The organism is Streptomyces caniscabiei, assembly GCF_014930365.1.
Taxonomy (GTDB): domain Bacteria; phylum Actinomycetota; class Actinomycetes; order Streptomycetales; family Streptomycetaceae; genus Streptomyces; species Streptomyces caniscabiei.
Window position 1 is genome coordinate 165,937 of record NZ_JABXWI010000010.1, and the last position, 25,247, is coordinate 191,183.

At 71.7% G+C, this 25,247-nt stretch carries 22 protein-coding genes and 5 tRNA genes; 19 read left to right on the top strand and 8 right to left on the bottom strand.

Features of this window, described 5'->3' with window-relative positions; genetic code table 11:
* The first annotated feature begins 187 nt into the window (after positions 1-187).
* The 8 genes from HW837_RS26980 to HW837_RS27015 all read left to right on the top strand — a co-directional run bounded on the left by HW837_RS26980 (position 188) and on the right by HW837_RS27015 (position 3,879).
* Positions 188-964, top strand: coding sequence for a fumarylacetoacetate hydrolase family protein (locus HW837_RS26980; RefSeq protein WP_045561495.1), 777 nt, complete (start codon positions 188-190; stop codon positions 962-964).
* A complete protein-coding gene (gene gltX / locus HW837_RS26985) occupies positions 957-2,432 on the top strand; it encodes a glutamate--tRNA ligase (protein ID WP_078853801.1) in 1,476 nt (491 codons plus the stop codon). Before HW837_RS26980 ends, gltX begins: the two co-directional genes overlap by 8 nt.
* A 96-nt stretch (positions 2,433-2,528) precedes the next feature.
* Positions 2,529-3,260 (top strand): HAD family hydrolase, encoded by a 732-nt coding sequence (locus tag HW837_RS26990; RefSeq protein WP_045561493.1) that lies wholly within the window; start codon positions 2,529-2,531, stop codon positions 3,258-3,260.
* A 90-nt stretch (positions 3,261-3,350) separates the two neighbouring features.
* A tRNA-Gln gene (locus HW837_RS26995) sits at positions 3,351-3,422 on the top strand.
* A gap of 40 nt (positions 3,423-3,462) precedes the next feature.
* Positions 3,463-3,535: transfer RNA gene (locus HW837_RS27000), tRNA-Glu, on the top strand.
* A gap of 62 nt (positions 3,536-3,597) precedes the next feature.
* Positions 3,598-3,670, top strand: a tRNA-Glu gene (locus tag HW837_RS27005).
* Between the two features lie 20 nt (positions 3,671-3,690).
* Positions 3,691-3,762: transfer RNA gene (locus tag HW837_RS27010), tRNA-Gln, on the top strand.
* A 44-nt stretch (positions 3,763-3,806) separates the two neighbouring features.
* Positions 3,807-3,879, top strand: a tRNA-Glu gene (locus HW837_RS27015).
* Between the two features lie 146 nt (positions 3,880-4,025).
* Here the strand turns inward: HW837_RS27015 and ndgR are convergent.
* Positions 4,026-4,742 (bottom strand): IclR family transcriptional regulator NdgR, encoded by a 717-nt coding sequence (gene ndgR / locus HW837_RS27020; protein WP_020270051.1) that lies wholly within the window; start codon positions 4,740-4,742, stop codon positions 4,026-4,028.
* 196 nt (positions 4,743-4,938) lie between these two features.
* On the opposite strand from ndgR, the gene leuC reads away from it, so the two are divergent.
* From leuC to HW837_RS27040, 4 genes are all read left to right on the top strand, one after another.
* Positions 4,939-6,363 carry a 3-isopropylmalate dehydratase large subunit gene (leuC, locus tag HW837_RS27025; RefSeq protein ID WP_045561492.1) on the top strand — a complete coding sequence of 475 codons (1,425 nt, stop codon included), beginning with the start codon at positions 4,939-4,941 and terminating at the stop codon, positions 6,361-6,363.
* A 6-nt stretch (positions 6,364-6,369) separates the two neighbouring features.
* A complete protein-coding gene (leuD, locus tag HW837_RS27030; RefSeq protein WP_193381558.1) occupies positions 6,370-6,963 on the top strand; it encodes a 3-isopropylmalate dehydratase small subunit in 594 nt (197 codons plus the stop codon).
* Positions 6,964-7,250: 287 nt separating this feature from the next.
* Positions 7,251-7,481: an SCO5555 family protein gene (locus HW837_RS27035; protein WP_045561490.1), complete on the top strand. Its 231-nt coding sequence runs from the start codon at positions 7,251-7,253 to the stop codon at positions 7,479-7,481.
* A gap of 139 nt (positions 7,482-7,620) precedes the next feature.
* Positions 7,621-8,277: an HU family DNA-binding protein gene (locus tag HW837_RS27040; protein WP_045561489.1), complete on the top strand. Its 657-nt coding sequence runs from the start codon at positions 7,621-7,623 to the stop codon at positions 8,275-8,277.
* Positions 8,278-8,487: 210 nt separating this feature from the next.
* On the opposite strand, the gene HW837_RS27045 is transcribed toward HW837_RS27040, so the two are convergent.
* Both HW837_RS27045 and cofC read right to left on the bottom strand, forming a co-directional pair.
* Positions 8,488-8,691 carry a hypothetical protein gene (locus tag HW837_RS27045; RefSeq protein WP_045561488.1) on the bottom strand — a complete coding sequence of 68 codons (204 nt, stop codon included), beginning with the start codon at positions 8,689-8,691 and terminating at the stop codon, positions 8,488-8,490.
* Positions 8,692-8,700: 9 nt separating this feature from the next.
* Positions 8,701-9,351 carry a 2-phospho-L-lactate guanylyltransferase gene (gene cofC / locus HW837_RS27050; RefSeq protein ID WP_045561487.1) on the bottom strand — a complete coding sequence of 217 codons (651 nt, stop codon included), beginning with the start codon at positions 9,349-9,351 and terminating at the stop codon, positions 8,701-8,703.
* Between the two features lie 165 nt (positions 9,352-9,516).
* Here cofC and HW837_RS27055 point away from each other — a divergent pair, with 165 nt between their 5' ends.
* The 3 genes from HW837_RS27055 to HW837_RS27065 are packed head-to-tail and all read left to right on the top strand — an operon-like array spanning position 9,517 to position 12,556.
* Positions 9,517-10,332, top strand: a complete 816-nt coding sequence (locus tag HW837_RS27055) for a lysophospholipid acyltransferase family protein (RefSeq protein WP_045561486.1) — start codon at positions 9,517-9,519, stop codon at positions 10,330-10,332.
* The gene (locus HW837_RS27060; protein WP_045561485.1) at positions 10,329-11,339 is read left to right on the top strand and encodes an NAD(P)H-dependent glycerol-3-phosphate dehydrogenase; all 1,011 of its coding nucleotides are present in this window, start codon (positions 10,329-10,331) and stop codon (positions 11,337-11,339) included. The genes HW837_RS27055 and HW837_RS27060 overlap by 4 nt, the downstream gene beginning before the upstream one ends.
* A 59-nt stretch (positions 11,340-11,398) precedes the next feature.
* A complete protein-coding gene (locus tag HW837_RS27065; protein ID WP_193381559.1) occupies positions 11,399-12,556 on the top strand; it encodes a D-alanine--D-alanine ligase family protein in 1,158 nt (385 codons plus the stop codon).
* Between the two features lie 84 nt (positions 12,557-12,640).
* Here HW837_RS27065 and HW837_RS27070 read toward each other — a convergent pair whose 3' ends face one another.
* Both HW837_RS27070 and HW837_RS27075 read right to left on the bottom strand, forming a co-directional pair.
* Positions 12,641-13,162 (bottom strand): DUF3515 domain-containing protein, encoded by a 522-nt coding sequence (locus HW837_RS27070; protein ID WP_045561483.1) that lies wholly within the window; start codon positions 13,160-13,162, stop codon positions 12,641-12,643.
* Between the two features lie 20 nt (positions 13,163-13,182).
* Positions 13,183-13,416 (bottom strand): Lrp/AsnC family transcriptional regulator, encoded by a 234-nt coding sequence (locus tag HW837_RS27075; protein WP_033526900.1) that lies wholly within the window; start codon positions 13,414-13,416, stop codon positions 13,183-13,185.
* A 227-nt stretch (positions 13,417-13,643) separates the two neighbouring features.
* Here HW837_RS27075 and HW837_RS27080 point away from each other — a divergent pair, with 227 nt between their 5' ends.
* A complete protein-coding gene (locus tag HW837_RS27080) occupies positions 13,644-14,609 on the top strand; it encodes a thiamine-phosphate kinase (protein ID WP_045561482.1) in 966 nt (321 codons plus the stop codon).
* Entirely contained in the window at positions 14,606-15,427 is an 822-nt protein-coding gene (gene thiD, locus HW837_RS27085; RefSeq protein ID WP_177261905.1) for a bifunctional hydroxymethylpyrimidine kinase/phosphomethylpyrimidine kinase, read from the top strand. Before HW837_RS27080 ends, thiD begins: the two co-directional genes overlap by 4 nt.
* 104 nt (positions 15,428-15,531) lie before the next feature.
* Here thiD and rpmB read toward each other — a convergent pair whose 3' ends face one another.
* Positions 15,532-15,717 carry a 50S ribosomal protein L28 gene (rpmB, locus tag HW837_RS27090; protein ID WP_003993230.1) on the bottom strand — a complete coding sequence of 62 codons (186 nt, stop codon included), beginning with the start codon at positions 15,715-15,717 and terminating at the stop codon, positions 15,532-15,534.
* 256 nt (positions 15,718-15,973) lie between these two features.
* On the opposite strand from rpmB, the gene HW837_RS27095 reads away from it, so the two are divergent.
* Positions 15,974-17,677 (top strand): DAK2 domain-containing protein, encoded by a 1,704-nt coding sequence (locus tag HW837_RS27095; protein ID WP_193381560.1) that lies wholly within the window; start codon positions 15,974-15,976, stop codon positions 17,675-17,677.
* A gap of 256 nt (positions 17,678-17,933) precedes the next feature.
* On the opposite strand, the gene HW837_RS27100 is transcribed toward HW837_RS27095, so the two are convergent.
* On the bottom strand, positions 17,934-20,876 hold the full coding sequence (locus HW837_RS27100) for a hypothetical protein (protein WP_093790251.1): 2,943 nt from the start codon (positions 20,874-20,876) through the stop codon (positions 17,934-17,936).
* Positions 20,877-20,884: 8 nt separating this feature from the next.
* Positions 20,885-22,738, bottom strand: coding sequence for an HSP90 family protein (locus tag HW837_RS27105; RefSeq protein ID WP_177261906.1), 1,854 nt, complete (start codon positions 22,736-22,738; stop codon positions 20,885-20,887).
* A 192-nt stretch (positions 22,739-22,930) separates the two neighbouring features.
* On the opposite strand from HW837_RS27105, the gene recG reads away from it, so the two are divergent.
* The gene (gene recG / locus HW837_RS27110) at positions 22,931-25,144 is read left to right on the top strand and encodes an ATP-dependent DNA helicase RecG (protein ID WP_093790203.1); all 2,214 of its coding nucleotides are present in this window, start codon (positions 22,931-22,933) and stop codon (positions 25,142-25,144) included.
* The last annotated feature ends 103 nt before the right edge of the window (positions 25,145-25,247 follow it).

The window sequence follows — 25,247 nt, forward strand, 5'->3', positions numbered from 1 at the left end:
GATCACTCAAGTCGGTTCCGGTGAGGAATCGGCGGATCTCCGTGAGGACTCGGTGGAAGGGCGCCCGGCACGAGCCGGGCGCCCTTCCCCATGCCCGCCGCTTCAATGCGCGAGGCGGGCACCCCGCCCCGCGTTAGCCTGGACCGTCAGACTCCAGCCAGCTCAGTCAAGGGGGCGCAGGCAACCCGTGCGCATCGCCAGGTTCTCCATCGACGGGAACGTAGCCTTCGGCGCGGTCGAGGGCGACAAGCCGGACGAGCTCGTCCTCGACATCATCAAGGGCATCCCGTTCACGGACTTCGAGCTCTCCGGTACGAAGGTCCCGGTCAACAAGGTCAGGCTGCTGCCGCCGGTGCTCCCCAACAAGGTCGTGGCCTTCGGCCGCAACTACGCCGAACACGCGCGCGAGCTGGGCAACGAGGTCCCGGACGCCCCGTTCGCCTTCTTCAAGCCGGCCACCTCGGTGATCGGGCCCGGCGACGAGATCCAGTACCCGTCCTTCTCCGAGGACCTCCACCACGAGGCCGAGCTGGCCGTCGTCATCGGCCGGATGTGCCGCGAGGTCCCGCGCGAACGCGTCAAGGACGTGATCTTCGGCTACACCTGCGCCAACGACATCACCGCCCGGGACGTCCAGAAGCGCGAGAAGCAGTGGGCCCGGGCCAAGGGCTTCGACACCTCCTGCCCGCTGGGCCCCTGGGTGGAGACCGACCTCGACCCGGGCGACCTGACCATCCAGCTCACCGTCAACGGCGACCAGCGCCAGCTCGGCCGGACGAGCGAGATGATCAACTCCATCGAGGACCTGATCGTCAACATCACCGAGGCCATGACGCTGCTCCCCGGCGACGTGATCCTCACGGGCACCCCGGCAGGGGTCGGCCCCCTCAACGTCGGCGACGAGGTCGCCGTCACCATCGAAGGCATCGGCACTCTCACCAACAAGGTGATCAAGCGTGGCTAACGGCTCCGTCCGCGTACGTTTCTGTCCGTCCCCGACCGGCAACCCCCATGTGGGCCTGGTCCGCACGGCCCTGTTCAACTGGGCGTTCGCCCGCCACACCGGCGGCACGTTCGTCTTCCGCATCGAGGACACCGACGCGGCCCGCGACTCCGAGGAGTCCTACGAGCAGCTCCTGGACTCCCTGCGTTGGCTGGGCTTCACCTGGGACGAGGGCCCCGAGGTCGGCGGCCCGCACGCGCCGTACCGCCAGTCGCAGCGCATGGAGACGTACCAGGAGGTGGCCGAGAAGCTCAAGGACGCCGGCCACGCCTACTCCTGCTACTGCACGGCCTCCGAGCTGGAGGAGCGCCGCGACGCCGCCCGCGCTGCCGGCAAGCCCTCCGGCTACGACGGCAAGTGCCGCGAGGTCACCCCGGAGCAGAAGGCGCAGTACGAGGCGGAGGGCCGTGAGCCGATCGTCCGCTTCCGGATGCCCGACGAGACGATCACCTTCACGGACCTGGTCCGCGGCGAACTGACCTTCACCCCGGAGAACGTGCCGGACTACGGCATCGTCCGCGCCAACGGCGCCCCGCTCTACACGCTCGTCAACCCCGTCGACGACGCCCTGATGGAGATCACCCACGTCCTGCGCGGCGAGGACCTGCTCTCCTCCACCCCTCGCCAGATCGCCCTCTACAAGGCGCTCATCGAGCTGGGCATCGCCAAGGAGGTCCCGTCCTTCGGGCACCTGCCGTACGTGATGGGCGAGGGCAACAAGAAGCTGTCCAAGCGCGACCCGCAGTCCTCGCTCAACCTCTACCGCGAGCGCGGCTTCCTCCCCGAGGGCCTGCTCAACTACCTCTCCCTGCTCGGCTGGTCGCTCTCCGCCGACAAGGACATCTTCACGATCGAGGAGATGGTCGCCGCCTTCGACATCGCCGACGTGAACCCCAACCCGGCCCGCTTCGACCTGAAGAAGGCCGAGGCGATCAACGCCGACCACATCCGCCTGCTGGATGTGAAGGAGTTCACCGAGCGCTGCGCCCCGTGGCTGAAGGCTCCCTTCGCCCCCTGGGCGCCGGAGGACTTCGACGAGGCCAAGTGGGAGGCCATCGCCCCGCACGCGCAGACCCGTCTGAAGGTCCTCTCGGAGATCACGGAGAACGTGGACTTCCTGTTCCTGCCGGAGCCGGTCGAGGACGAGGCCAGCTGGACCAAGGCCATGAAGGAGGGCTCCGACGCCCTGCTCCGCACGGCCCGCGAGAAGCTGGAGTCCGCCGACTGGACCTCGGCGGAGTCCCTGAAGGAGGCCGTCCTGGCCGCCGGCGAGGCGCACGGCCTCAAGCTCGGCAAGGCCCAGGCCCCCGTCCGCGTCGCCGTCACCGGCCGCACGGTCGGCCTGCCCCTCTTCGAGTCCCTGGAGATCCTGGGCAAGGAGAAGACGCTGGCCCGGATCGACGCGGCGCTGGCGAAGCTCGCGGTGTGACGCACGGTGCGTGAGGGGCGGCACCCGGGGACCCCGGGTGCCGCCCCTTCCTCATCCCCCGGACACGGGGAGCGACCTCGGGTTACGGTCGGTTCCATGAACATCAAGGCCGTGCTCTGGGACGTCGACGACACCCTTTTCGACTACACCGCGGCCGACCGCGCCGGAATGCGCGCCCACTTGGGCGTCGAGGGACTCCTCCACGGATACGCCTCCGTCGATCAGGCGATCACCCGCTGGAAGGACCTCACCAGCCTGCACTGGCGGCGCTACGCGGCCGGCGAGGGCGACTGGGAGGCGACCCGGCGCGACCGCGTCCGGGACTTCCTCGGCGAACCGCTGACCGACCCGGAGGCGGACGCCTGGTTCGAGCGGTACGTCGCCCACTACGAGCGTGCCTGGGCCCTCTTCCCGGACGTCCTGCCCGTCCTGGACGCCCTCGCCGCCAGCCACCGGCACGCGGTGCTCTCCAACTCCAGCCTCCCCGTCCAGGAGCGCAAGCTGCGCACCCTCGGCGTGTGGGACCGCTTCGAGACGGTGCTGTGCGCCGAGCAGCTGGGGGTCCACAAGCCGGCCGCGGAGGCGTTCCACGTGGCCTGCGAGGCCCTGGAGCTGCCTCCGCACGAGGTCGCGTACGTCGGCGACCATCCGGAGATCGACGGCCGGGGCGCCGCCGAGGCCGGTCTGCTCTCCGTCTGGATCGACCGCGGCGATCTCCACGCGACGGTCGACCCGCCCGTCGGCCCGCACCGGATCGCCACCCTCGCCGAACTCCCCGCGATCCTCGGCTCGGATACCCGTTTTGGAGCGCCGTCCACCTTCGGGTAATGTTCTTTCTGCGCCGCCGGGGAGCGGGCCGAAAGGCCGGAACCGACGGGGCACACTAGAACAAGATCCCTTCAGGGGCTTGCGTTCCAGTGGCCTATGGTGTAATTGGCAGCACGACTGATTCTGGTTCAGTTAGTCTTGGTTCGAGTCCAGGTAGGCCAGCTCGCAGAGCTCATCTGCAGGCGGAGATCAACTCCGCGAAGCCCCCGTTGTGTAGCGGCCTAGCACGCTGCCCTCTCAAGGCAGTAGCGCCGGTTCGAATCCGGTCGGGGGTACAGATCCTTCCCGCGGGGAGAGTTCGGGTCGCACCCGCTCACCTCGATGCAGGATCGCTAGGGCCCCCGTTGTGTAGCGGCCTAGCACGCCGCCCTCTCAAGGCGGTAGCGCCGGTTCGAATCCGGTCGGGGGTACTGACTGGTCTAAACCACATTGGTCTATGGTGTAATTGGCAGCACGACTGATTCTGGTTCAGTTAGTCTTGGTTCGAGTCCAGGTAGACCAGCTCGGACCTGCGGCGGTGCAGTACTGAACGCCCGCAGGCTCCACGCCCCCGTTGTGTAGCGGCCTAGCACGCCGCCCTCTCAAGGCGGTAGCGCCGGTTCGAATCCGGTCGGGGGTACGTCCGACGAAGGCCCTCCACCTCTGGTGGAGGGCCTTCGTCATGTCCAACTCGGCCTGCCGGGCCATGAGTTCGACGACACGAGAAAAGGCCTGCCGCGGCGTTGAGGCAGGCCTTCTTCGTGGTGGGACGGACGCTTCGAGGGGTCAGCCGGTGCGGCGCAGGGCCTCCGAGAGGCGGCCCGCGGCGTCGATCACCGCCTGGGCGTGCATACGGCCCGGATGGCGGGTGAGCCGCTCGATGGGGCCGGAGACGGAGACCGCGGCGACCACACGGTTCGACGGCCCGCGCACGGGGGCGGAGACCGAGGCCACGCCCGGCTCCCGCTCGCCGATGGACTGGGCCCAGCCCCGGCGCCGTACACCCGACAGGGCGGTGGCGGTGAAGCGGGCGCCCTGCAGGCCGCGGTGCAGGCGCTCGGGCTCCTCCCAGGCCATCAGGATCTGCGCCGAGGAGCCGGCCTTCATCGTCAGGGTCGAACCGACCGGGACCGTGTCCCGCAGGCCGGACAGGCGCTCCGCCGCGGCGACGCAGATGCGCATGTCGCCCTGGCGGCGGTAGAGCTGCGCGCTCTCGCCCGTCACGTCCCGTAGATGGGTGAGCACCGGGCCCGCCGTCGCGAGGAGGCGGTCCTCGCCGGCGGCCGCGGCCAGCTCGGCAAGCCTGGGGCCGAGGATGAAACGGCCCTGCATGTCGCGTGCCACCATGCGGTGGTGTTCCAGAGCCACGGCCAGGCGGTGGGCCGTGGGTCGTGCGAGTCCGGTGGCTCCGACCAGACCCGCGAGGGTGGCCGGACCGGACTCCAGAGCGCTCAGGACCAGGGCCGCCTTGTCCAGAACGCCGACGCCGCTACTGTTGTCCATGCAACGATACTCGCGTCTCACTCTGTGAAACGCAAGTTCAATTTCGCGTGGACCTTGCCACTCTGGAAGCAGAACAACAACGGCTCGCGGACCGACGAGCCCGGCGGCCGGCGCGCCACGAGGGGATTCGCGCGCTCGCCACCTCCGAGATCTCTAGTTGGGTCGGCGCGCTGTCGCGTCGGCCGGAGGGAAAGCGATGGGTAGGACACTCGCGGAGAAGGTCTGGGACGACCACGTCGTCCGGCGCGCCGAGGGCGAGCCCGACCTCCTCTTCATCGATCTGCACCTGCTGCACGAGGTGACCAGCCCCCAGGCCTTCGACGGTCTCCGCAAGAGCGGGCGGAAGGTTCGCCGGCTCGACCTGACCATCGCGACCGAGGACCACAACACCCCCACCCTCGACATCGACAAGCCCATCGCGGACCCGGTCTCCCGCGTCCAGCTGGAGACGCTGCGCGCGAACGCCGCCGAGTTCGGTGTGCGTCTGCACCCGCTGGGCGACGTCGAGCAGGGTGTCGTGCACGTCGTCGGCCCGCAGCTGGGCCTGACCCAGCCCGGCATGACGGTCGTCTGCGGTGACTCCCACACCTCGACGCACGGCGCCTTCGGCGGTCTGGCCTTCGGCATCGGCACCTCCCAGGTGGAGCATGTGCTGGCCACCCAGACGCTGCCGCTGGTCCGCCCCAAGACCATGGCGATCACGGTCGAGGGCGAGCTGGCCGAGGGCGTCACCGCCAAGGACCTGATCCTGGCGATCATCGCCAGGATCGGCACGGGCGGCGGCCAGGGCTATGTCCTGGAGTACCGGGGCGAAGCCATCGAGAAGCTCTCGATGGAGGCCCGCATGACCATCTGCAACATGTCGATCGAGGCCGGCGCCCGCGCGGGCATGATCGCCCCCGACCAGACCACCTTCGACTACCTCAAGGGCCGCCCGCACGCCCCCGAGGGCGAGGACTGGGACGCGGCCGTCGCGTACTGGAAGACGCTGAAGACGGACGACGACGCCGAGTTCGACGCCGAGGTGATCATCGACGGCGCCTCCCTGTCGCCGTTCGTCACCTGGGGCACCAACCCCGGCCAGGGCGCGCCGCTTTCGGCCTCGGTCCCCGACCCGGCTTCGTACGAGGACGCTTCGGAGCGCCTCGCCGCAGAAAAGGCCCTGGAGTACATGGGGTTGGAGGCCGGCCAGCCGCTGAAGTCCATCACCGTGGACACCGTCTTCGTAGGTTCGTGCACCAACGGCCGCATCGAGGACCTGCGCGCCGCCGCCGAGCTGGTCAAGGGCCGCAAAGTCGCCGACGGCGTACGGATGCTGGTCGTCCCCGGCTCCGCGCGGGTCGGTCTGCAGGCCGTCTCCGAGGGTCTGGACGTCGTCTTCAAGGAGGCCGGCGCCGAATGGCGGCACGCGGGCTGCTCGATGTGTCTGGGCATGAACCCCGACCAGCTGGCCCCCGGTGAGCGCTCCGCCTCCACCTCCAACCGCAACTTCGAGGGCAGGCAGGGCAAGGGCGGGCGTACTCACCTGGTCTCGCCGCAGGTCGCCGCCGCGACGGCCGTCCTGGGCCACCTGGCGTCCCCCGCCGACCTGACCGACACCCCCGCGCCCGCTGGAGTCTGAACAGCCATGGAAGCATTCACCACGCACACCGGCCGGGCCGTCCCGCTGCGCCGCAGCAACGTCGACACCGACCAGATCATCCCCGCCCACTGGCTCAAGAAGGTGACCAGGGACGGCTTCGAGGACGGGCTGTTCGAGGCCTGGCGCAAGGACGAGACCTTCGTCCTCAACCAGCCCGAGCGCGAGGGCGCCACCGTTCTGGTCGCCGGCCCCGACTTCGGCACCGGCTCCTCCCGTGAGCACGCGGTGTGGGCGCTGCAGAACTACGGCTTCAAGGCCGTCATCTCCTCGCGCTTCGCCGACATCTTCCGCGGCAACTCGCTCAAGAACGGCCTGCTCACGGTCGTCCTGGAGCAGAAGATCGTGGACGCGCTGCAGCAGCTCACGGAGAACGACCCGCAGGCCGAGATCACGGTCGACCTTCAGGCCCGCGAGGTGCGCGCCGAGGGCATCACCGCCTCCTTCGAGCTGGACGAGAACTCCCGCTGGCGGCTGCTGAACGGGCTGGACGACATCTCCATCACCCTCCAGAACGAGGCCGACATCTCCGCGTACGAGGCCAAGCGGCCGTCGTACAAGCCGAGGACGCTGAAGGTCTGATCCGTCGGCGCGGACCCACCCTCGGGCGGGCCGCGCAAGGCGGATTCCAGCCACCGCGACACCCCCAGGTACCCCCAATCGTGCACGGTTGGGGGTACCTCCATGTCCGGGTCCGGGCACCTTCGAAGTCATGTGCAGAAAGGTTTCAACTCCCCTAGTTACAAAGGTGATTGCCGGGGTACGCGCATCATGGTGTGGCATCTGCCCGGGGTGCCCCGAGGGCCCCGGGGAGACGGCAGTTGCCCCCTGCGCAGGCGACAACTCGCCCCAGATGGCACAATCTGTGCATGGAACACGACGGCCAACTCGAGCTCTATGCGGCGGTCGCGGGCCAACTCAAGGAAGCGCACGCAAAGGTGCGCGCACTGCAAGTCCCGGAGGGCGTACGCATGGCGCTGACCCGGAAGCTGCTGGTCATTACGGCCGTGGCCAAGCACGATCTCGCCGACGCGGCAAGGCGTCTGGAGAGCTTCACGACGGACCTCGACGAGGGGCGAATGCCCGCGGAGGAACGCTGAAGGAACTCCATGACCGTCCGAGTTCGTTGCGGCACAAGGGTGATAAGCCCGTTTCGTGTTTGATTTGCGGTATATATCTGCCTAACGTGCGAAAAAGCTTGAACACTATCGTTCGGGCGATGTCTCCGAAGGGGAAGACGTGAACAAGGCGCAGCTCGTAGAAGCGATTGCGGACAAGGTCGGCGGGCGTCAGCAGGCCGCCGACGCTGTCGACGCCGTTCTGGACGCCATCGTCCGCGCGGTCGTCGGCGGGGACCGGGTGTCGGTCACCGGCTTCGGTTCGTTCGAGAAGGTCGACCGGCCTGCCCGTTACGCCCGCAACCCGCAGACGGGTGAGCGGGTTCGGGTCAAGAAGACCTCCGTGCCGCGATTCCGCGCGGGCCAGGGCTTCAAGGACCTGGTGAGCGGCTCGAAGAAGCTTCCCCGTGGTGGTGAGGTCGCGGTCAAGAAGGCGCCCAAGGGCAGCCTGAGCGGTGGCGCTTCGGCGACGGTCAAGAAGGCGGCGGCGAAGAAGACGGCCGCCAAGAAGACGACCGCCCGCAAGACGACCTCGCCCGCCGCCAAGAAGACGACGGCCACGGCGAAGAAGACCACGGCGAAGAAGACGACCGCCAAGAAGGCCACCTCGAAGACGGCGGCGGCGAAGAAGACGACCGCCAAGAAGACGACGGCGGCGGCGAAGAAGACCGCGGCGAAGAAGGCCCCGGCCAAGAAGGCCACCGCGAAGAAGGCGCCGGCCAAGAAGTCGACGGCTCGCAAGACGACCGCGAAGAAGACGGCCGCGCGTCAGGCTTAGAACGCCGGGTACTCACACGCACCGGGCCGGGTTCCTGAATGGGGAGCCCGGCCCGCGGCGTGTTTCGGGACTTCTCAGTGCCTGCCCGCCGTTGGGGATCCTGTTCGTGGGCGAGTGCGGGCCGATCGTGGCTGATCGCGCCCACGCGGCGGAACCGCAAATCGACACAGCCCCGCGCCCCTTACGGGCGCGGCCTCGGTGAGAGTCTGTTCAGAACGTCTGCAAGGTGATCAGGGTGATGCGCAGGTCTTCCGCCTCGCCCTCCGTCTCGATCCGCACCCGCTGACCCGGGCGCAGCAGCCGCAGGGCGCCCGCGTCGAACGCCGGGGTGTCGAAGGGGAGCGGGGTGCCGTCGTCCAGGAGGACCTGGCCGGTGCGGGTGGCGGGGTCGTAGGTGTACGCGGTGGCCTGCATGGCCGCAGCCTACTGGCCGGGGATCAGCAGGCGCGCGGCCGCCGCGGCCGTCCGGGGGCCGACGCCGAGGCCGAGGGCGGTGCGCAGGTCGTCCCCGGTGTCCACGTCCTGGCGTACGGAGACGACGTCGGCCAGGGCGAGCTCGGCCGCGCCGGAGCGGCGGTGGAGCCGCCGGGAGTCCGGGCCGAAGACGGGGGAGAGGTCATGGCCGCCGGTCGCGGCCAGCAGGGTCGTCCCGGTGCCCGCCGCGTCGGCGAGGAAAGAGCGGGGGAATTCGGCGGCCGCGTCCAGGACGCGGGTCAATTCCCCGGGCCGCAGAGCGGGCAGATCGGCGTTCAGGGCCGCCACGGGGCTTTGCGGGCGTATATCGCGTACGACGCCCGCCGCGTGCCGCAGAGCGGCGTTCAGGCCGTCCCGGGAGCCCTCGTGGGGATTCTCGGGAACGGTGCGGGCGCCCAGGGCCGCCAGCTCGCGCGCGGCCAGCGGGTCGTCCGTGACCACCACCACACCCCGGACGGCCGCGGCGGCCAGGGCCGCGGCCACCGTGTCCTGCGCGAAGGCCAGGGCCAGACCGGGGCGCACCCGGTCGTCGGCGGTGTCCGAGAGCCTGCTCTTGGCCCGCGCCAGGGGCTTCAGGGGTACGACCAGGGTCCACTGCACGGGCGTTCCGTCCCTCTCTTGTCGCGGCCATTGTCACCTGGGCGCAAAGGACGGCCGCAGGGCGGGGCGTACGGTGTTCTCGACAGACCGGCAGCCCGGGGCGACACTTGTGCGGCTCCGGGCCCCCGGAACAGGCCCTGGGAAGTCCTAGAGGAAGGTGTCCGCGTGCCCCGCCGGAGAATCGGCTTCTGGTACCGCCTCGCCGCGGTGATCGCCAAACCACCCCTGGTGGTGCTGATCAAGCGGGACTGGCGTGGAATGGAGAACATTCCGGCCGAGGGTGGATTTATCACCGCCGTGAACCACAATTCGCATGTCGATCCCTTTGCGTACGCCCATTATCAGTACAACAGCGGCCGTGTTCCGCGATTTCTCGCGAAGAGCGGCCTCTTCGGCAAGGGATTCATCGGCGCTGTCATGCGCGGCACCGGCCAGATCCCCGTCTACCGCGAGAGCACCGACGCGCTGAGCGCCTTCCGGGCCGCGATCGACGCCGTGGAGCGCGGAGAGTGCGTCGCCTTCTACCCCGAGGGCACCCTCACCCGCGACCCGGACGGCTGGCCCATGACCGGCAAGACCGGTGCCGCGCGGGTCGCGCTGCAGACCAGGTGCCCGGTGATCCCGGTCGCCCAGTGGGGCGCCAACGAGCTGCTGCCCCCGTACGCCAAGAAGCCCCACCTCCTGCCGCGCAAGACCCACCACGTGCTCGCCGGCCCGCCCGTCGACCTCTCGCGTTTCTACGGCCGGGAGATGAGCCCCGACCTGCTGAAGGACGCGACGGAGGTCATCATGGCCGCCGTCACCCACCAGCTGGAGGAGATCCGCGGCGAGAAGGCCCCCGCGACGCCGTACGACCCCAAGCGGGAGCGGATCGAGCAGCGGCGCAGGAGCGCGCGTGCGGTCGTCGACAATGGGAAGCGGCAGGAGCACAGCGCGGTCCAGCGGGCCCAGGAACATCAGGAAGAGGGGCAGGGCAAGTGAGCAAGCCGGTCAAGGCGGCCGTCTTCAGCGCCGGTTCATGGGGTACGGCCTTCGGCACCGTGCTCGCCGACGCCGGGTGCGAGGTCACCCTGTGGGCGCGCCGTCCGGAGGTCGCGGACGCGATCAACTCCACGCGGACCAACACCGACTACCTGCCGGGCCTCGAACTCCCGCGGAACGTGCGGGCCACCACGGACGCGGCAGAGGCCGCCGCGGACGCCGATTTCACGATCCTGTCCATCCCCTCCCAGACCCTGCGCGCCAACCTCGCCGAATGGGCGCCCCTGCTGGCGCCCGGCACGGTCCTCGTCTCGCTGATGAAGGGCGTCGAACTCGGTTCCGCCATGCGGATGAGCGAGGTGATCGAGGACGTCGCCAAGGTGGGACAGGACCGCGTCGCCGTCGTCTCCGGCCCCAACCTGGCGCGTGAGATCGCCTCCCGCATGCCGGCCGCCTCCGTGGTCGCCTGCACCGACGAGGCGGTCGCCCAGAAGCTCCAGACCGCCTGCCACACGCCGTACTTCCGCCCCTACACCAACACCGACGTCGTCGGCTGCGAGCTGGGCGGCGCGGTGAAGAACGTCATCGGTCTCGCCGTCGGCATCGCGGACGGCATGGGCCTCGGCGACAACGCCAAGGGATCGCTCATCACCCGCGGTCTCGCGGAGACGACCCGGCTCGGTCTCGCGATGGGCGCCGACCCGCTCACCTTCTCCGGACTCGCGGGCCTCGGCGACCTGGTGGCGACCTGTTCCTCGCCGCTCTCCCGCAACCACACGTTCGGCACCAACCTCGGCAGGGGCATGACCCTCCAGGAGACCATCGCGGTCACCAAGCAGACCGCAGAGGGCGTCAAGTCCTGTGAGTCCGTACTGGACTTGGCCCGCCGGCACGGCGTCGACATGCCCATCACCGAGACGGTCGTCGACATCGTCCACGACGGCAAGCCGCCGGTCGTCGCCCTCAAGGAGATGATGTCGCGCAGCGCCAAACCGGAGCGACGCTGAGCGAAAGCGACCGTTCGGGCACTGACGCGCGCCCTACCACCGGGTACTCTCGTCGCGATATGAGCAGCGAGAACCTCCCCCAGAGCCCTGAGCAGCAGTCCCGCAAGCCGCGCGTGGCCGTCGTCTTCGGCGGCCGCAGCTCGGAACACGGGATCTCCGTGGTCACGGCCGGCGCCGTACTGCGTGCCATCGACCGGACGAAGTACGACGTCCTGCCGATCGGCATCACGCGGGACGGCCGTTGGGCGCTCACCGCCGACGAACCGGAGCGGATGGCGATCACCGACCGCCGTACGCCGAGCGTCGAGGAACTCGCCGAGTCCCGCGAGGGCGGCGTGATCCTGCCCGTCGACCCCGCCAACCGCGAAGTCGTCTACAGCGAGCCCGGTTCGGTGCCCAAGGCCCTCGGCGAGGTCGACGTCGTCTTCCCCGTCCTGCACGGCCCCTACGGCGAGGACGGCACCCTCCAGGGCCTCCTGGAGCTCTCCGGCGTCCCGTACGTCGGCTCGGGCGTCCTCGCCTCGGCCGTCGGCCAGGACAAGGAGTACATGAAGCGGGTGTTCACCTCGTTCGGGCTCAAGGTCGGCCCGTACGTGGTGATCCGGCCGCGCGAGTGGCAGCTCGACGAGTCCGCCGCCCGCAAGAAGATCATCGACCTCGCCGGTGAGCACGGCTGGCCCCTCTTCGTGAAGCCCGCCCGCGCGGGCTCCTCCATCGGCATCACCAAGGTCGACGACCTCGACGGCCTCGACGAGGCGATCGCCGAGGCCCAGCGGCACGACCCGAAGATCCTGGTCGAGGCGGCCCTGCGCGGCCGGGAGATCGAGTGCGGCGTCCTGGAGTTCGAGGACGGTCCGCGCGCCTCCGTCCCCGCCGAGATCCCGCCGCCCGAGGCTCACGCGTACTACGACTTCGAGGCCAAGTACATCGACTCGACCCCCGGCATCGTCCCGGCCCCGCTGACGCCGGCGGAGACGGCCGAGGTCCAGCGGCTCGCGGTCGACGCCTTCGACGCGGCCTCCTGCGAGGGTCTGGTCCGCGCCGACTTCTTCCTCACGGAGGACGGCGACTTCGTGATCAACGAGATCAACACGCTCCCCGGCTTCACGCCGATCTCGATGTACCCGGCGATGTGGAAGGCGAGCGGCGTCGAGTACGGCGAGCTGGTGGACCGCCTGATCCAGGCGGCGCTGCACCGCTCGACGGGCCTGCGCTGAGACGTGCCCCGTCAGGGGCGCGGGGAACTGCGCGACCAGCCACGAAGGCGTCGCAGCCTCCCGACGGCCTCCTGAGGCACCCCCTCAGGAGGCAACCCCTTCAGGAACCGCCTTCTTGATGGCGGGCGCCAGGCCGACCAGGATCGGCGACGTATCCTCCGCGGCCCGCTCGGCCGTCACGGACACCTCCACGTACACGGAGCGATTGGCTGTCGTGAAGCGGTAAGCGCCCCCGTCCCGCTTCTCCATCAGCCAGTCCACCCCGTCGACGGCCCCGGCCACCGCGTCGGCGTCCCGCCCCTCCGCCACCCCGGGGTCGACCATCTTGGGCGGCTGGGGCACCCCGCAGCGCAGTATGATCACCGCGTCGCCCCAGCCCGCCGTCAGCGTCGAGGCGGGCTGAGGATCCCGGCGGTCGAGACCGTCCACCTTCCGCGGCAGCACCTCGTCCAGGTTCCGGCACAGTTTCGTGGCGGCGGCCCCCGGGCCGGGAACCGCCACCGAGCCGCTGTCGTCTGCTGAGGAGCAGCCCGCGACGGCGATCAACGAGACGGCCAGGACGGGCAGCCCGAGACGAGCGGGGCGCCGGTGACGGAACGGGTTCACCGGGCAAGGGTAGACGGGGGCTACAGGTGAACGACCGGGCAGGTCAGGGTGCGGGTGATCCCGTCCACTTGCTGGACCTTGGCGACCACCAGCCGGCCGAGGTCGTCGACGGTGTCGGCCTGGGCGCGCACGATGACGTCGTACGGGCCCGTCACGTCCTCGGCCTGGATGACCCCAGGGAGCTTGCTGATCGTGTCGGCGACGGTCGACGCTTTGCCGACCTCCGTCTGGATCAGGATGTACGCCTGTACCACGGAACCTCCAGGGCGGCCACGAGGATCATGTGGATCATGTCGGGAAAAGGAACGCCACGGTATCGCGTCGCCGAGCACCAGGGGGAGACCCCCGGAGGCCGCGCCGCACGCACCGGGGTGCGGGGGCTACGGAAGTTGACGGTCCACTCGACCGTACCGAGGACGACAACGGCCCGCGACCGGGCGCGAGTGACACTGGAAGCGGCACGAGAAGGGGCGATACGACGATGAAGGGCACCGTGGGAGAGCTGGGGGAGTTCGGGCTCATCAGGGAGCTCACCTCCCGGCTCACCACCACCCCGGCGGTCCGGGTCGGCCCCGGCGACGACGCCGCCGTGGTGGCGGCGCCGGACCGCAGGGTCGTGGCGAGCACCGACCTCCTGCTGGAGGGGAGGCACTTCCGGCGCGACTGGTCCACGGCGTACGACGTGGGGCGCAAGGCCGCCGCGCAGAACCTCGCGGACATCGCCGCCATGGGTGCCGTGCCCACCGCGTTGCTGCTCGGCCTGGTCGCGCCCGTCGACCTGCCGGTGACCTGGGCCACCGAGCTGATGGACGGGCTGCGCGACGAGTGCCAGGTGGCCGGCGCGGCCGTGGTCGGCGGTGATGTCGTCCGCGGCGACACCATCATGATCTCGATCACCGCGCTCGGTGATCTGCGCAACCATGAGCCCGTGACCAGGGCGGGCGCCCAGCCCGGCGACGTCGTGGCCGTCACCGGCTGGCTCGGCTGGTCCGCCGCCGGGCACGCCGTGCTCTCCCGGGGCTTCCGCTCGCCGCGCGCCTTCGTGGAGGCCCACCGGCGCCCCGAGCCGCCGTACCACGCGGGCCCGGCCGCGGCCTCGCTCGGCGCGACCGCCATGTGCGACGTCAGCGACGGACTGATCGCCGACCTGGGGCACATCGCCGAGGCGAGCAAGTGCCGGATCGACATCCGCTCCGGCGCGATCGACATCCCCACCCAGATGCACGACATCGGCCAGGCCGTCGGCGTCGACCCGCTCCAGTGGGTGCTCACCGGCGGTGAGGACCACGCGATCGTCGCCACCTTCCCGCAGGACGTGAAGCTGCCCGCACGGTGGAAGGTGATCGGCGAGGTCCAGAACCCGTCCGCGCTGCCCCAGGTGACCGTCGACGGCGCGCCCTGGACCAGCAAGGGCGGCTGGGACCACTTCGGGGACATCGAGTCATGAGCCCGGCCGTGCGCGCGGCGCCGCCACGGGTCCTCACCGTGGCCGGGTCCGACTCGGGCGGCGGGGCCGGCGTCCAGGCCGACCTGAAGACGATGCTGGCGCTCGGGGTGCACGGCATGAGCGTCGTCACGGCCGTCACCGCGCAGAACTCCCTCGGTGTGCAGGGCGCTTGGGAGCTGCCCGTCGCGGCGGTGCGCGCCCAGTACCGCAGCGTCGTCGACGACATCGGCGTCCAGGCCGTCAAGACCGGCATGCTCGCCTCCGCCGAACTCGTCGAGGCCGTCGCCGAATTGCTGGCCGCCACGGACGTGCCGGTGGTCGTCGACCCGGTCGGCGTCTCCAAGCACGGCGACCCGCTGCTGGCGGCCTCCGCCCTGGAGTCCGTACGCACGCTGCTGCTGCCGGTGGCCACGGTGGCGACGCCGAACCTCGACGAGGTGACCCAACTCACCGGGGTCAGGGTCCAGTCCGAGGCCGGGATGCGCGAGGCGGCCGAGGCCGTGCTGGCGTACGGGCCGCGATGGGCGTTGATCAAGGGCGGTCATCTCCCCGGGGAGGCCGTCGATCTGCTCACCGACGGCTCCGAGGAGCACTGGCTGCGGGCCCCGAGGTACGACAACCGGCACACCCACGGCACGGGCTGCACCCTCGCCTCCGCGATCGCCTCGCACCTCGCCCGGGGCCGGACCGTGCCGGAGGCCGTCGCGGCGGCCAAGGAGTACGTCACGGGCGCGATCGCCGCCGGCTTCGCGCTCGGCGGGGGCATCGGGCCGGTGGACCACGGGTGGGCGCTCGGCCCGGGTACCCCGGCGGCCTGAGACGGACGCCGCCGGGGACAGCCGGGGACAGCAAAAAGCCGGTCCACTCCAGGTGGACCGGCTCGATGCAGCGAACCAGCAGTGGCCGCGCGCTTAGCTGTGCGTCAGCGCGAGACCTTGCCGGCCTTGATGCACGAGGTGCAGGCGTTCACGCGCTTCGGCGTCCCGCCGACCACGGTACGGACGCGCTGGATGTTCGGGTTCCAGCGACGGGACGTACGGCGGTGCGAGTGCGAGATGTTGTTGCCGAAGCCCGGCCCCTTGCCGCAGACGTCGCAGTTGGCAGCCACGGGTCACTCCAAAGACTTCAGATGCACTTACGGATGATCCCGGCAGGCCGGGATCATGATCACAGGATCAGAGATCTGAGTGGCGTTGCCAGGGGAATGGCCCGATGTGGATCGGGCAACCGGAGCAGCATACAACGACTGCGCCAGCACAACGAAACTACCATGGCCGCTCAGGAGCCCTGCTCCGCCCCCTTCCGGCGGACACCCCTCCAAGGTCTACTCTGCGTCCCAGTCCCAGCAGCTCAAGGAGGCGCAGGTGCCGCAGGTGCCGCAGACATTCTTCGATGCTCTCGCGGTGCGCACCTGGTGCGGACTCGCGCTGGCGGCGCTGGGACGCGCGCGCGAGGAGATCGACTCCATCAACGTCTACCCGGTGGCCGACGGCGACACCGGCACCAACCTGTATCTCACGATGGAGTCGGCCGCGGCGGCCGTCGAGGCGGTCTTCGCGGGCCACGAGACGGCGGGCCCGGCGGCCGGAGCGGGACTGCCCACGCTCGCCGAGGCCGCGCGGGCCATGGCGCACGGCGCGCTGATCGGCGCCCGGGGGAACTCCGGGACGATCCTCGCGCAGCTCCTGCGGGGCATGGCCCAGGTCCTCGCCGACGACGGGGGGACGCCCCGCACCGACGGCCGGGGACTGCGGCTCGCCCTGCGGCACGCCGCCGACTCCGCCCGTGACGCCGTCGCGCATCCCGTCGAGGGCACCGTTCTCACCGTCGCCTCCGCCGCCGCCGACGCGGCCGGCGACGCCGAGGACGACTGCGCGAGCGTCGCCCGTGCCGCCCACGAGGGCGCCGGGAGGGCCCTGGCGGCGACCCCCGCCCAGCTGGCCGCCCTGGCGCGGGCCGGTGTCGTGGACGCGGGCGGACGGGGGCTGGTGGCGGTGCTGGCGGCGCTGGTGGAGACGTTCACGGGGGAGGCGCCGAGGGCGATGGCCGTTCCCGCCGTGCACGCGCGCGTGGCCGTCGCCGAGGCCGCCGCCGGGGCCGCGGCGGAGGTGTGCGACGGGGACGACCGGCCCGACGCGGGCGGCCCGGCCTTCGAGGTGATCTACCTCCTGGAGGCCGGGGACACGGCGGTGTCCCGTCTGCGGCGGCGCCTGGACGAACTGGGCGACTCCCTCGTCGTGGTCGGCGGGGACGGGCTGTGGAACGTCCATGTGCACGTCGACGACGCGGGCGCCGCCGTGGAGGCCGGGGTCGAGGCCGGGCGGCCCTACCGGATCCGGATCACCCACTTCGGGGCCGAGGACGCCCATATGACCGGCGAGGCCGGACGGCAGCCGCGTGAACGCGCCGGGCGGGCCGTGGTGGCCGTCGTGCCGGGGGAGGGGCTGGCCGGGCTCTACGCCGAGGCCGGCGCCACCACGGTGCTGGCCCGGCCCGGGGAGCCGCCCGCCAGCGGGGAGCTGGTGGAGGCCGTACGGCGGGCCCACGCGCGCGAGGTGGTGCTGCTGCCCAACGACGCGGACCTGCGGCACACGGCGGCCGCCGCGGCCGAGCAGGCCCGCGCCGAGGGGGTCCGGGTCGCCCTCATCCCCACCCGCTCCGCCGTCCAGGGCATCGCCGCCCTCGCCGTCCATGAGCCCGGCCGCCGTTTCGACGAGGACGTCGTCTCGATGACCTCCGCCGCCGGTGCCACCCGTTACGCCGAGGTCGTCGTCGCCGAGCGGCAGTCCTGGACCATGGCGGGCATCTGCCAGGCCGGGGACGTCCTGGGGCTCGTCGACGGGGACGTCGCCGTGATCGGGTCGGATGTCACGGTGACCGCGGCGGCGGTGGTGGACCGGATGCTGGCGGCCGGTGGGGAGATGGTCACGCTGGTGCTGGGGGACGAGGCGCCGGAGGACGTGGTGGAGCGGGTGGAGGCCCGGGTGCGGGAGGCGTATCTGGCGGTGGACACGGTGGTGTACCGGGGGGGCCGTCAGGGGGCGTTGCTGCTGATCGGCGTGGAGTAGAGATTCTCCTCGCCCCCGCCGCCCCTGCCCGTCCCATCCTGAAGGGGCTGCTCCCCTTCGCCCCCCGGGCGTCCGTCCGGTGGGGCTTCTTGTGCAGTTCCCCGCGCCCCTTAAAGGGGCGCGGGGAACTGCGCGAACGGGGTCCGGGGCGGAGTCCCGAGTCTTTGACGCGGGGGTCGCAGGGGCGCGCAGCCCCTTCAGGATGGGACGGGCAGGGGCGGCGGGGGCGAGGAACCCCGAGCATGCGCCCTGCCGCTCAGCTCAGCCCCGCCGCCTCCAGCAGCCGTCCCGCCTCCACTCGCCGAGCCACCACCGTCTCGTCCTCGTCACCCCCGTCGGCGTACACGGTCAGCACCCCCCGCGCCCGCCCGGCAGCCGCCCCACCCCGCCGGAGATCCACCTCCAACCAGCCCGCGGCCAGCTCCGCGGCGGTTCGCGCGTCGAGGAAGTCCGGCCCCAGGGACGTGTACACCGACACCGCCCGCTCGACGAACCCCAGCGCCTCCTCGAACACCGGCCCGAACGAGTCGAGTTCCGCGTCCTCGGCCACCGACCGGGCGAGGAGATCGCCGAACTGCCGGTACGTCTCGCCGAGCTCCGCGACGATCCGCCGCCGGTGCTCCTCACCGGCCACGTCCGACAGCGCCGCCTCGCAGCCCGCGACCGCGTCCCCCATCAGCTCCCGGGCCCCGTCCAGGGAGGCGGGCGCCGCAGCCGCGCGGCTCTCCCGCGCCGCGTACCACGCCCGCGCCCGCAGCGCCCGGACGTACCCGTGGACGTTGCCCAGTTCGCCCCAGAGGTCGACCGCGCGCGCGTACGCCCGGTCGGCGTCGGCGGGCAGTCCCGCGCGCGCGAGCGCCTCCGCGGCGAGATGGGCGAGCATCGCGTGGTCCTGCTGCTCGGGCCAGTGCCGGGCGATGTCGGCGGCCCGCAGCCACCGCTCCGCCGCCTCGCGGTGCTCACCCAGCTCGGTGTGGCAGTCGCCGAGCCACCACAGGGTCTGCGCGACCGCCCCGTCCCCGTGTGTCTCGGCCGTGAGATCCGGCAGCGCCGACTCCAGCACCTCGGCCGCCTCCGCCCACCGCCCCAGCCGCAGCAGGAACCCACCCAGCAGATGCCGGGCCCAGGCGCCGAGCGTCGGACCCTCACCCGCCTCGTCGGCCCAGTGCGCCGCCTCCAGGGCGTGCCCGGCGGCCTCCTCGACCCGTTCCCCGGCGCCCAGCAGCTCCGCCAGCTGGAGGCGCAGCTGGGCGTGGCCCACCGACTCCAGCTCCGTCCCGCCGTGCTCCAGCGCCGCACGGGCCGCCCGCTCGGCGGTCTCCAGGTCTCCCAGGTGCTGCGCCAGCCCGGCGAGCCGCGCCTCGTACTGCACCGCGAACCACGGCAACCCGGCCGCCACATACCGCCGCGCGGCCTCCGCGAACAGCTCGGCGGCGGCCTCCGCGTCGCCGTTGTGCGCGGCCAGCTCGCCGAGCATCGCCCGCGCCTCCGCGGCCCGCGAGGCCAGCCGTACGTCCTCCGAGCGGCGCGGCTCGACGAAGTCCGCCAGCTCCCGCACCGCGGCCTCGGCCAGGGCCACCGCGTCGGCGTCGGCGTCATCGGCCTCGTGCATCCGCCGCACGAGTATCCGCGCCCGCCCGATCAGCACGGACGCCGTCTGCCGCGCGCCCGTCCCGCCGTTCGACCAGAGGGCGAGTATCCGCTCGTACGGCTCGGCCAACAGCTCCAGGGCGGCATCCACGCGGCCCGTGAGGGCGTGCACGTGCGCCCCACGCGCGCGTGCCGCCAGTGCTTCGCCGGGGTCCCCGGCGGCCTCGTACATGTCGGCCGCACGTTCGAAGAGGGGCAGGCCCTCCGGCCCGAGGCCGATCGCCTCGTGGTCGACGATCTCCGCGCGGTCCCAGGCCTCCAGCTCCGCGCCCTCCGTCTCGGCGGCACGCGCCACGGCGGCCCAGGCCTCCACGGAACCGGGATGCAGGGACGCGGAGAGCCGCCGCGCCTCGGCGAGGAGGGCGGGCAGGCCCTCCGGGGCCGCGGCGGTCCCCGTCGTCTCCACGGCGGCGGGCCGCCGGGGCGCGGGCACCGTCACGGTGGCCCGCTGCGCGCGCACCCCCAGCGGCAGCCGGTCCAGCAGGGGGCGCTGGTCCATCCGCTCCCGGACATGCGTGCTGACGTACGCCGTGCCGTTGCGCTCGTCGAAGAGCGCGGCCAGCGACAGTGCCTCCTCGCGCGCGTGGGCGGCCAGTTCGCGGGCGGTCCACTCGCGGCCGGCGGGCCCGGGCACGGCCTGCTCGCCCACCCCGCGCGCCGTGAGGCGGTCCATGAGCAGGGCCACCACGCTCAGGAAGTCCAGCTTGCTGCGCGGGTCCCCGGAATCGGTGAAGTACGCCGGGCGCTCGGCCAGCAGTTCCAGGCCGCGCGCCTCGTTGCCCGTCAGGGCGCAGAACTCCACATGGTCCGCGTACGCGCCCCGCATGCTCTCCATCGCCCGCACCAACCGGAAACCCCGCAGGTGGTGGGCCCGGGCCTCGTCCGGGCGCCCCAGGCGCAGCAGGGGCACCAGCGAGGACGCCAGCACGGTGTGCGGCTCGTGGGCGCAGACGTACTCGCCCTCCAGGACCGGCGCCCACAGCTCCAGCGCCTCGGCGTCCTCGCGCCGCCGCGCCCGCCACCAGCCCTGCCCGTGCAGCTCGCACGCGTGACAGTCGGCCATCGTGTCCCGGTCGGCGACCAGCCACGCCCCGTACGCCCGCTCCGCGCGCTCCAGGTCGCCGATGTGCGCGGCCACACTGAACTCGGCACTGCGCACGGCCCGTTCCGAGTGCCCGGCGAGCCGGTAGCGGTGCTCCATCTCGCCGAGCCACTTCTCGATGGAGGCCAGCGGGATGTGCGGTTGGTTGAGCATGCCGGCCGTCATCCACTTGAACACCCAGTGCAGGGAGTGGATCTCGTACTCGTCGAAGTCCTCCGGCCGTTCGTCCCACATGCGCAGCAGACGCGCGAAGGGGACGAACATCTTCGCTTTCTCCGAGCTGTAGTTGTAGACCTTCAGCTGGTGCCCGAGCGCCTCGATCACGGCGAGCGGCACGTTCAGCTTCTCGGCCTCGGCGAGCAGCCGCTCCGCGCGCGCGTTGCGCGCCGGGCCCTCGGGCTGCTCGTAGTTCTCCGCCATGGCCCGGCGCAGCTCGTCGAAGTCCATGGCGTCCGTCACGTGCGGCCGTTCCCCTCGGTGTGCGTGGCCCACTCCAGCAGGCCGATGAAGGCGCGGTTCAGGAGCGCCGAGTCCGCGGGCCTGAGCGGCCGCTGGGCCATCAGCAGCGCCTGCCCGTACAGGGACTCCGTGGCCGTGCCGATCAGCTCCCGGTCGGTCAGGGAACTGATCCGCCGGATCAGCGGGTTGAGGTGGTTGAGCACCAGCCGCGCGCGCGGGGCGCTGCCCCGCAGCGAACCGAGGATGCCCGCCCACAGGTCGTCGGCCTGCTCCTCCGCCTCCGCGCGGGCCTGCTCGTGCCGGGCGGACCGGTCGTCCAGGTGCAGCGCGGGCACCGACAGCGGATGGAAGGCCCGCAGCACCACGTCGCAGCCCAGGGGGTCGAGCCTCGCCCGCGCGGCCGACAGGAAGCCCGCCAGCGCCAGCTCGTCGTCCGGGTCCAGCACGTCCAGGTGCGCGGTCACCGTGTCGGCGTCCAGCTCGGCCACCACCGTCCCCGGACGCACCGACGGCAGCGCCTCGACCAGCTCGCTGTCGTACGTGTAACCGCCGTTGATCACCCCGACGCCCTGCGCGGACGCGATCGGCGCCACCTGCCGGTACTCCTCGACCGTCCGCGTGAAGTGCACCACCGGGTGCCGCTGCGCGAACTCCTCCAGGGACAGCCGTCCGTCGGTGGTCTCGAAGGGCAGCCACGGCAGCATCGTGCGCAGCATCTCCCGGTCGTGCCGCGCCAGCGACTTCACGCCCAGGTAATGCACGGACAGGAAGGCCGCCAGCCGCTCCGGATCACCCGCGGCGAGCCCCGTGAGCCAGCTCCGGATCCGCTCGCCGAGCGCCTCCCGCACGGCCGCCAGCGTCTCGTCCTCGTACAGCGACTCCCGCGACGCCGTGGGCCGCAGGCTGTCCGTGTCGAGGACGCAGCGCACGAAGAACGCCCAGTCGGGGAGCAGCTGTTCGGCCCGCTCGGTGAGCAGCATGCCCTTCAGATGCACCCGGTGGCTCGCCCGCTGCGCCGGGCTGACGGCGGTCGGCAGGACGTACGCGACGCCCCGGATCCCGGCCAGCGGCACGTCCAGCTCTATGGAGTCCAGCGGTGTGAACCCGAACAGGTCGTGACAGTGCCGGGCCAGCGCCACCCGCCGGCCGGCGGGGGAGGGGTACTGCCGGTCCCAGGGCGCCGGCAGCTCGGTGACCGCCTCCTCGCCCACCCGGACGTCGTACGGCAGCAGCGACCCGAAGTCCCGCGCCAGCGTCAGCACGCGCGCGGGGGAGAGCCATTCGGCCGCCCCGGGCCGCGCGACCAGATGCACGGTCGTGCCCGGCTCGGGGCGCGCCTCGTCGGGCAGCGTCCGCACCGTGTACGAGCCGTCGTCGGCAGCCGTCCACTCCACGGGCGCCGCGTCCGGCCGGCGGGCGCTGCGGCTGACCACCCGGATGCGCTCGGCGACCACGAAGCAGGCGAGCAGCCCGATGCCGAACTGGCCCAGGAAGTCCGAGCGGACCTCCTGGATGCCCCCGTCGTCGCGCTTGGAGCTGCGGCCGATCGTGGCGAGCAGATCGTGCACATCGGCCTCGGTGAGCCCGATGCCCGAGTCCTCCACCCGCAGCGTGCCGCCCTCGGCGAACAGCCGCACCCGGGCGGGCGCGTCGGGCTGCTCGGCGCGGCGCGCGGTGATCGCGTCCACCGCGTTCTGCAGCAGCTCGCGCAGATAGACCTTCGGACTGGAGTACAGGTGGTGCGAGAGCAGATCCACCAGGCCACGCAGATCGACCTGGAACGTGTGAGGCGACTGAGGTGCCTGCGGAGTCTGGGGTGCCTGGGATGACTGTGAGGTCATTGAATCCATCGTCGCAGCGCCGGTGGGGAGGGGATTCTGGCGACGGCGGCGGGGTCGGGCGGTCCCGTCGGACGGTGACCGCGGACGGAGGAGGCAGGGCCCGACTGCTGGGCCCGGGAGTGCGTCATCCTAGGCGCGAACGACCCGCCTGACCAGCGGATTTCAAGGACGTATACGGGATTGTCAGTGGCGTGGTGTGCAATGGATCTCGTGCCCGCGCTCGAAGAACCACTCAAGAACACGCTCGGCGCCGCCACCGCGAAGGTGATGGCCGAGCACCTCGGCCTGCACACCGTCGGCGATCTGCTGCACCACTACCCCCGCAGATACGAGGAGCGCGGCCAGCTCACCCACCTCGCCGACCTGCCGATGGACGAGCACGTCACGGTGGTCGCCCAGGTCGCCGACGCCCGCCTGCACACCTTCGCCTCCGCCAAGGCACCCCGGGGCAAGGGCCAGCGCCTCGAAGTCACCATCACCGACGGCAGCGGCCGCCTCCAGCTCGTCTTCTTCGGCAACGGCGTGCACAAACCCCACAAGGACCTCCTCCCCGGCACCCGCGCCCTCTTCGCCGGCAAGGTCTCCCTCTTCAACCGCCGCCTCCAACTGGCACACCCGGCCTACGAACTGCTGCGCGGCGAGGACGACACGGAGGCCGTGGACACCTGGGCCGGTGCCCTCATCCCGATCTACCCGGCCACCGCCAAGCTGGAGTCCTGGAAGATCGCCAAGGCGGTCCAGACGGTCCTGCCGAGCGCCCAGGAGGCCGTCGACCCCCTCCCGGACTCCCTGCGCGAGGGCCGGGGCCTGGCCACCCTCCCCGAAGCCCTGCTGAAGATCCACCGCCCGCACACCAAGGCCGACATCGAGTCCGCCCGCGACCGCCTCAAGTGGGACGAGGCCTTCGTCCTCCAGGTCGCGCTCGCCCGCCGCCGCCACGCCGACGCCCAACTCCCCGCCGTGGCCCGCCGCCCCGCCCCCGAAGGCCTCCTCACCGCCTTCGACGCCCGCCTCCCCTTCACCCTCACCGACGGCCAGCAGAAGGTCTCCCGCGAGATCTTCGACGACCTGGCCACCGAGCACCCGATGCACCGGCTGCTCCAGGGAGAAGTGGGCTCCGGCAAGACGATGGTGGCCCTGCGCGCCATGCTCGCCGTGGTCGACGCGGGCGGACAGGCGGCCATGCTCGCGCCCACCGAGGTGCTGGCCCAGCAGCATCACCGGTCGGTGACGGAGATGATGGGGGAGCTGGCCGAGGGCGGGATGCTGGGCGGCGCCGAGCACGCCACCAAGGTGGTGCTGCTCACCGGCTCGATGGGCGCCGCCGGCCGCCGGCAGGCACTGCTGGACCTGGTCACCGGCGAGGCCGGCATCGTCATCGGCACGCACGCGCTGATCGAGGACAAGGTCCAGTTCCACGACCTGGGCCTGGTCGTGGTGGACGAGCAGCACCGCTTCGGCGTGGAACAGCGCGACGCCCTGCGGGGCAAGGGCAAGCAGCCGCCGCACCTCCTCGTCATGACGGCCACCCCCATCCCGCGCACGGTCGCCATGACCGTCTTCGGCGACCTGGAGACCTCGGTCCTGGACCAGCTCCCGGCGGGCCGTTCACCCATCGCCAGCCATGTGGTCCCGGCCGCCGACAAGCCCCACTTCCTCGCCCGCGCCTGGGAACGCGTCCGCGAGGAAGTGGCGAACGGCCACCAGGCGTACGTCGTCTGCCCGCGCATCGGCGATGACATCGACGAGCCCGGCGACCCGAAGAAGGCCAGGAAGTCCCCGGAGGACGAGGCCGAGAAGCGCCCGCCCCTCGCCGTCCTCGACATCGCCGACCAACTCGCCAAGGGTCCCCTTCAGGGCCTGAGGGTCGAGGTCCTGCACGGCAGGATGCACCCGGACGACAAGGACGCGGTCATGCGCCGCTTCGCCGCCGGCGAGACCCAGGTCCTGGTCGCCACCACGGTCATCGAGGTCGGTGTGAACGTCCCGAACGCCACCGCGATGGTGATCATGGATGCCGACCGCTTCGGCGTCTCCCAGCTCCACCAGCTGCGCGGCCGGGTGGGCCGGGGTTCCGCCGCCGGCCTGTGCCTCCTGGTCACCGAGATGCCCGAGGCGAGCCCCGCCCGCCAGCGCCTGGGCGCCGTCGCCTCCACCCTCGACGGCTTCGAACTCTCCCGCATCGACCTGGAACAGCGCCGCGAGGGCGATGTCCTCGGCCAGGCCCAGTCCGGCGCCCGCACCAGCCTGCGCATGCTCACCGTCATCGACGACGAGGAGATCATCGCGGAGGCGAGGGAGGAAGCGGCGGCGGTGGTCGCGGCCGACCCCGACCTGGAGCACCTCCCGGCGCTGCGGACCGCCCTGGACGCCCTGCTTGACGAGGAGAGGGAGCAGTACCTGGACAAGGGCTGAGGGCAGCGAGCCCTTCAGGGGCGCGGGGAACTGCGCGAGTGACCACGACGCTCTCGCAGTCGCCCATGGCCCTCACCACCCCACTCCTCCGACTGCCAGACTG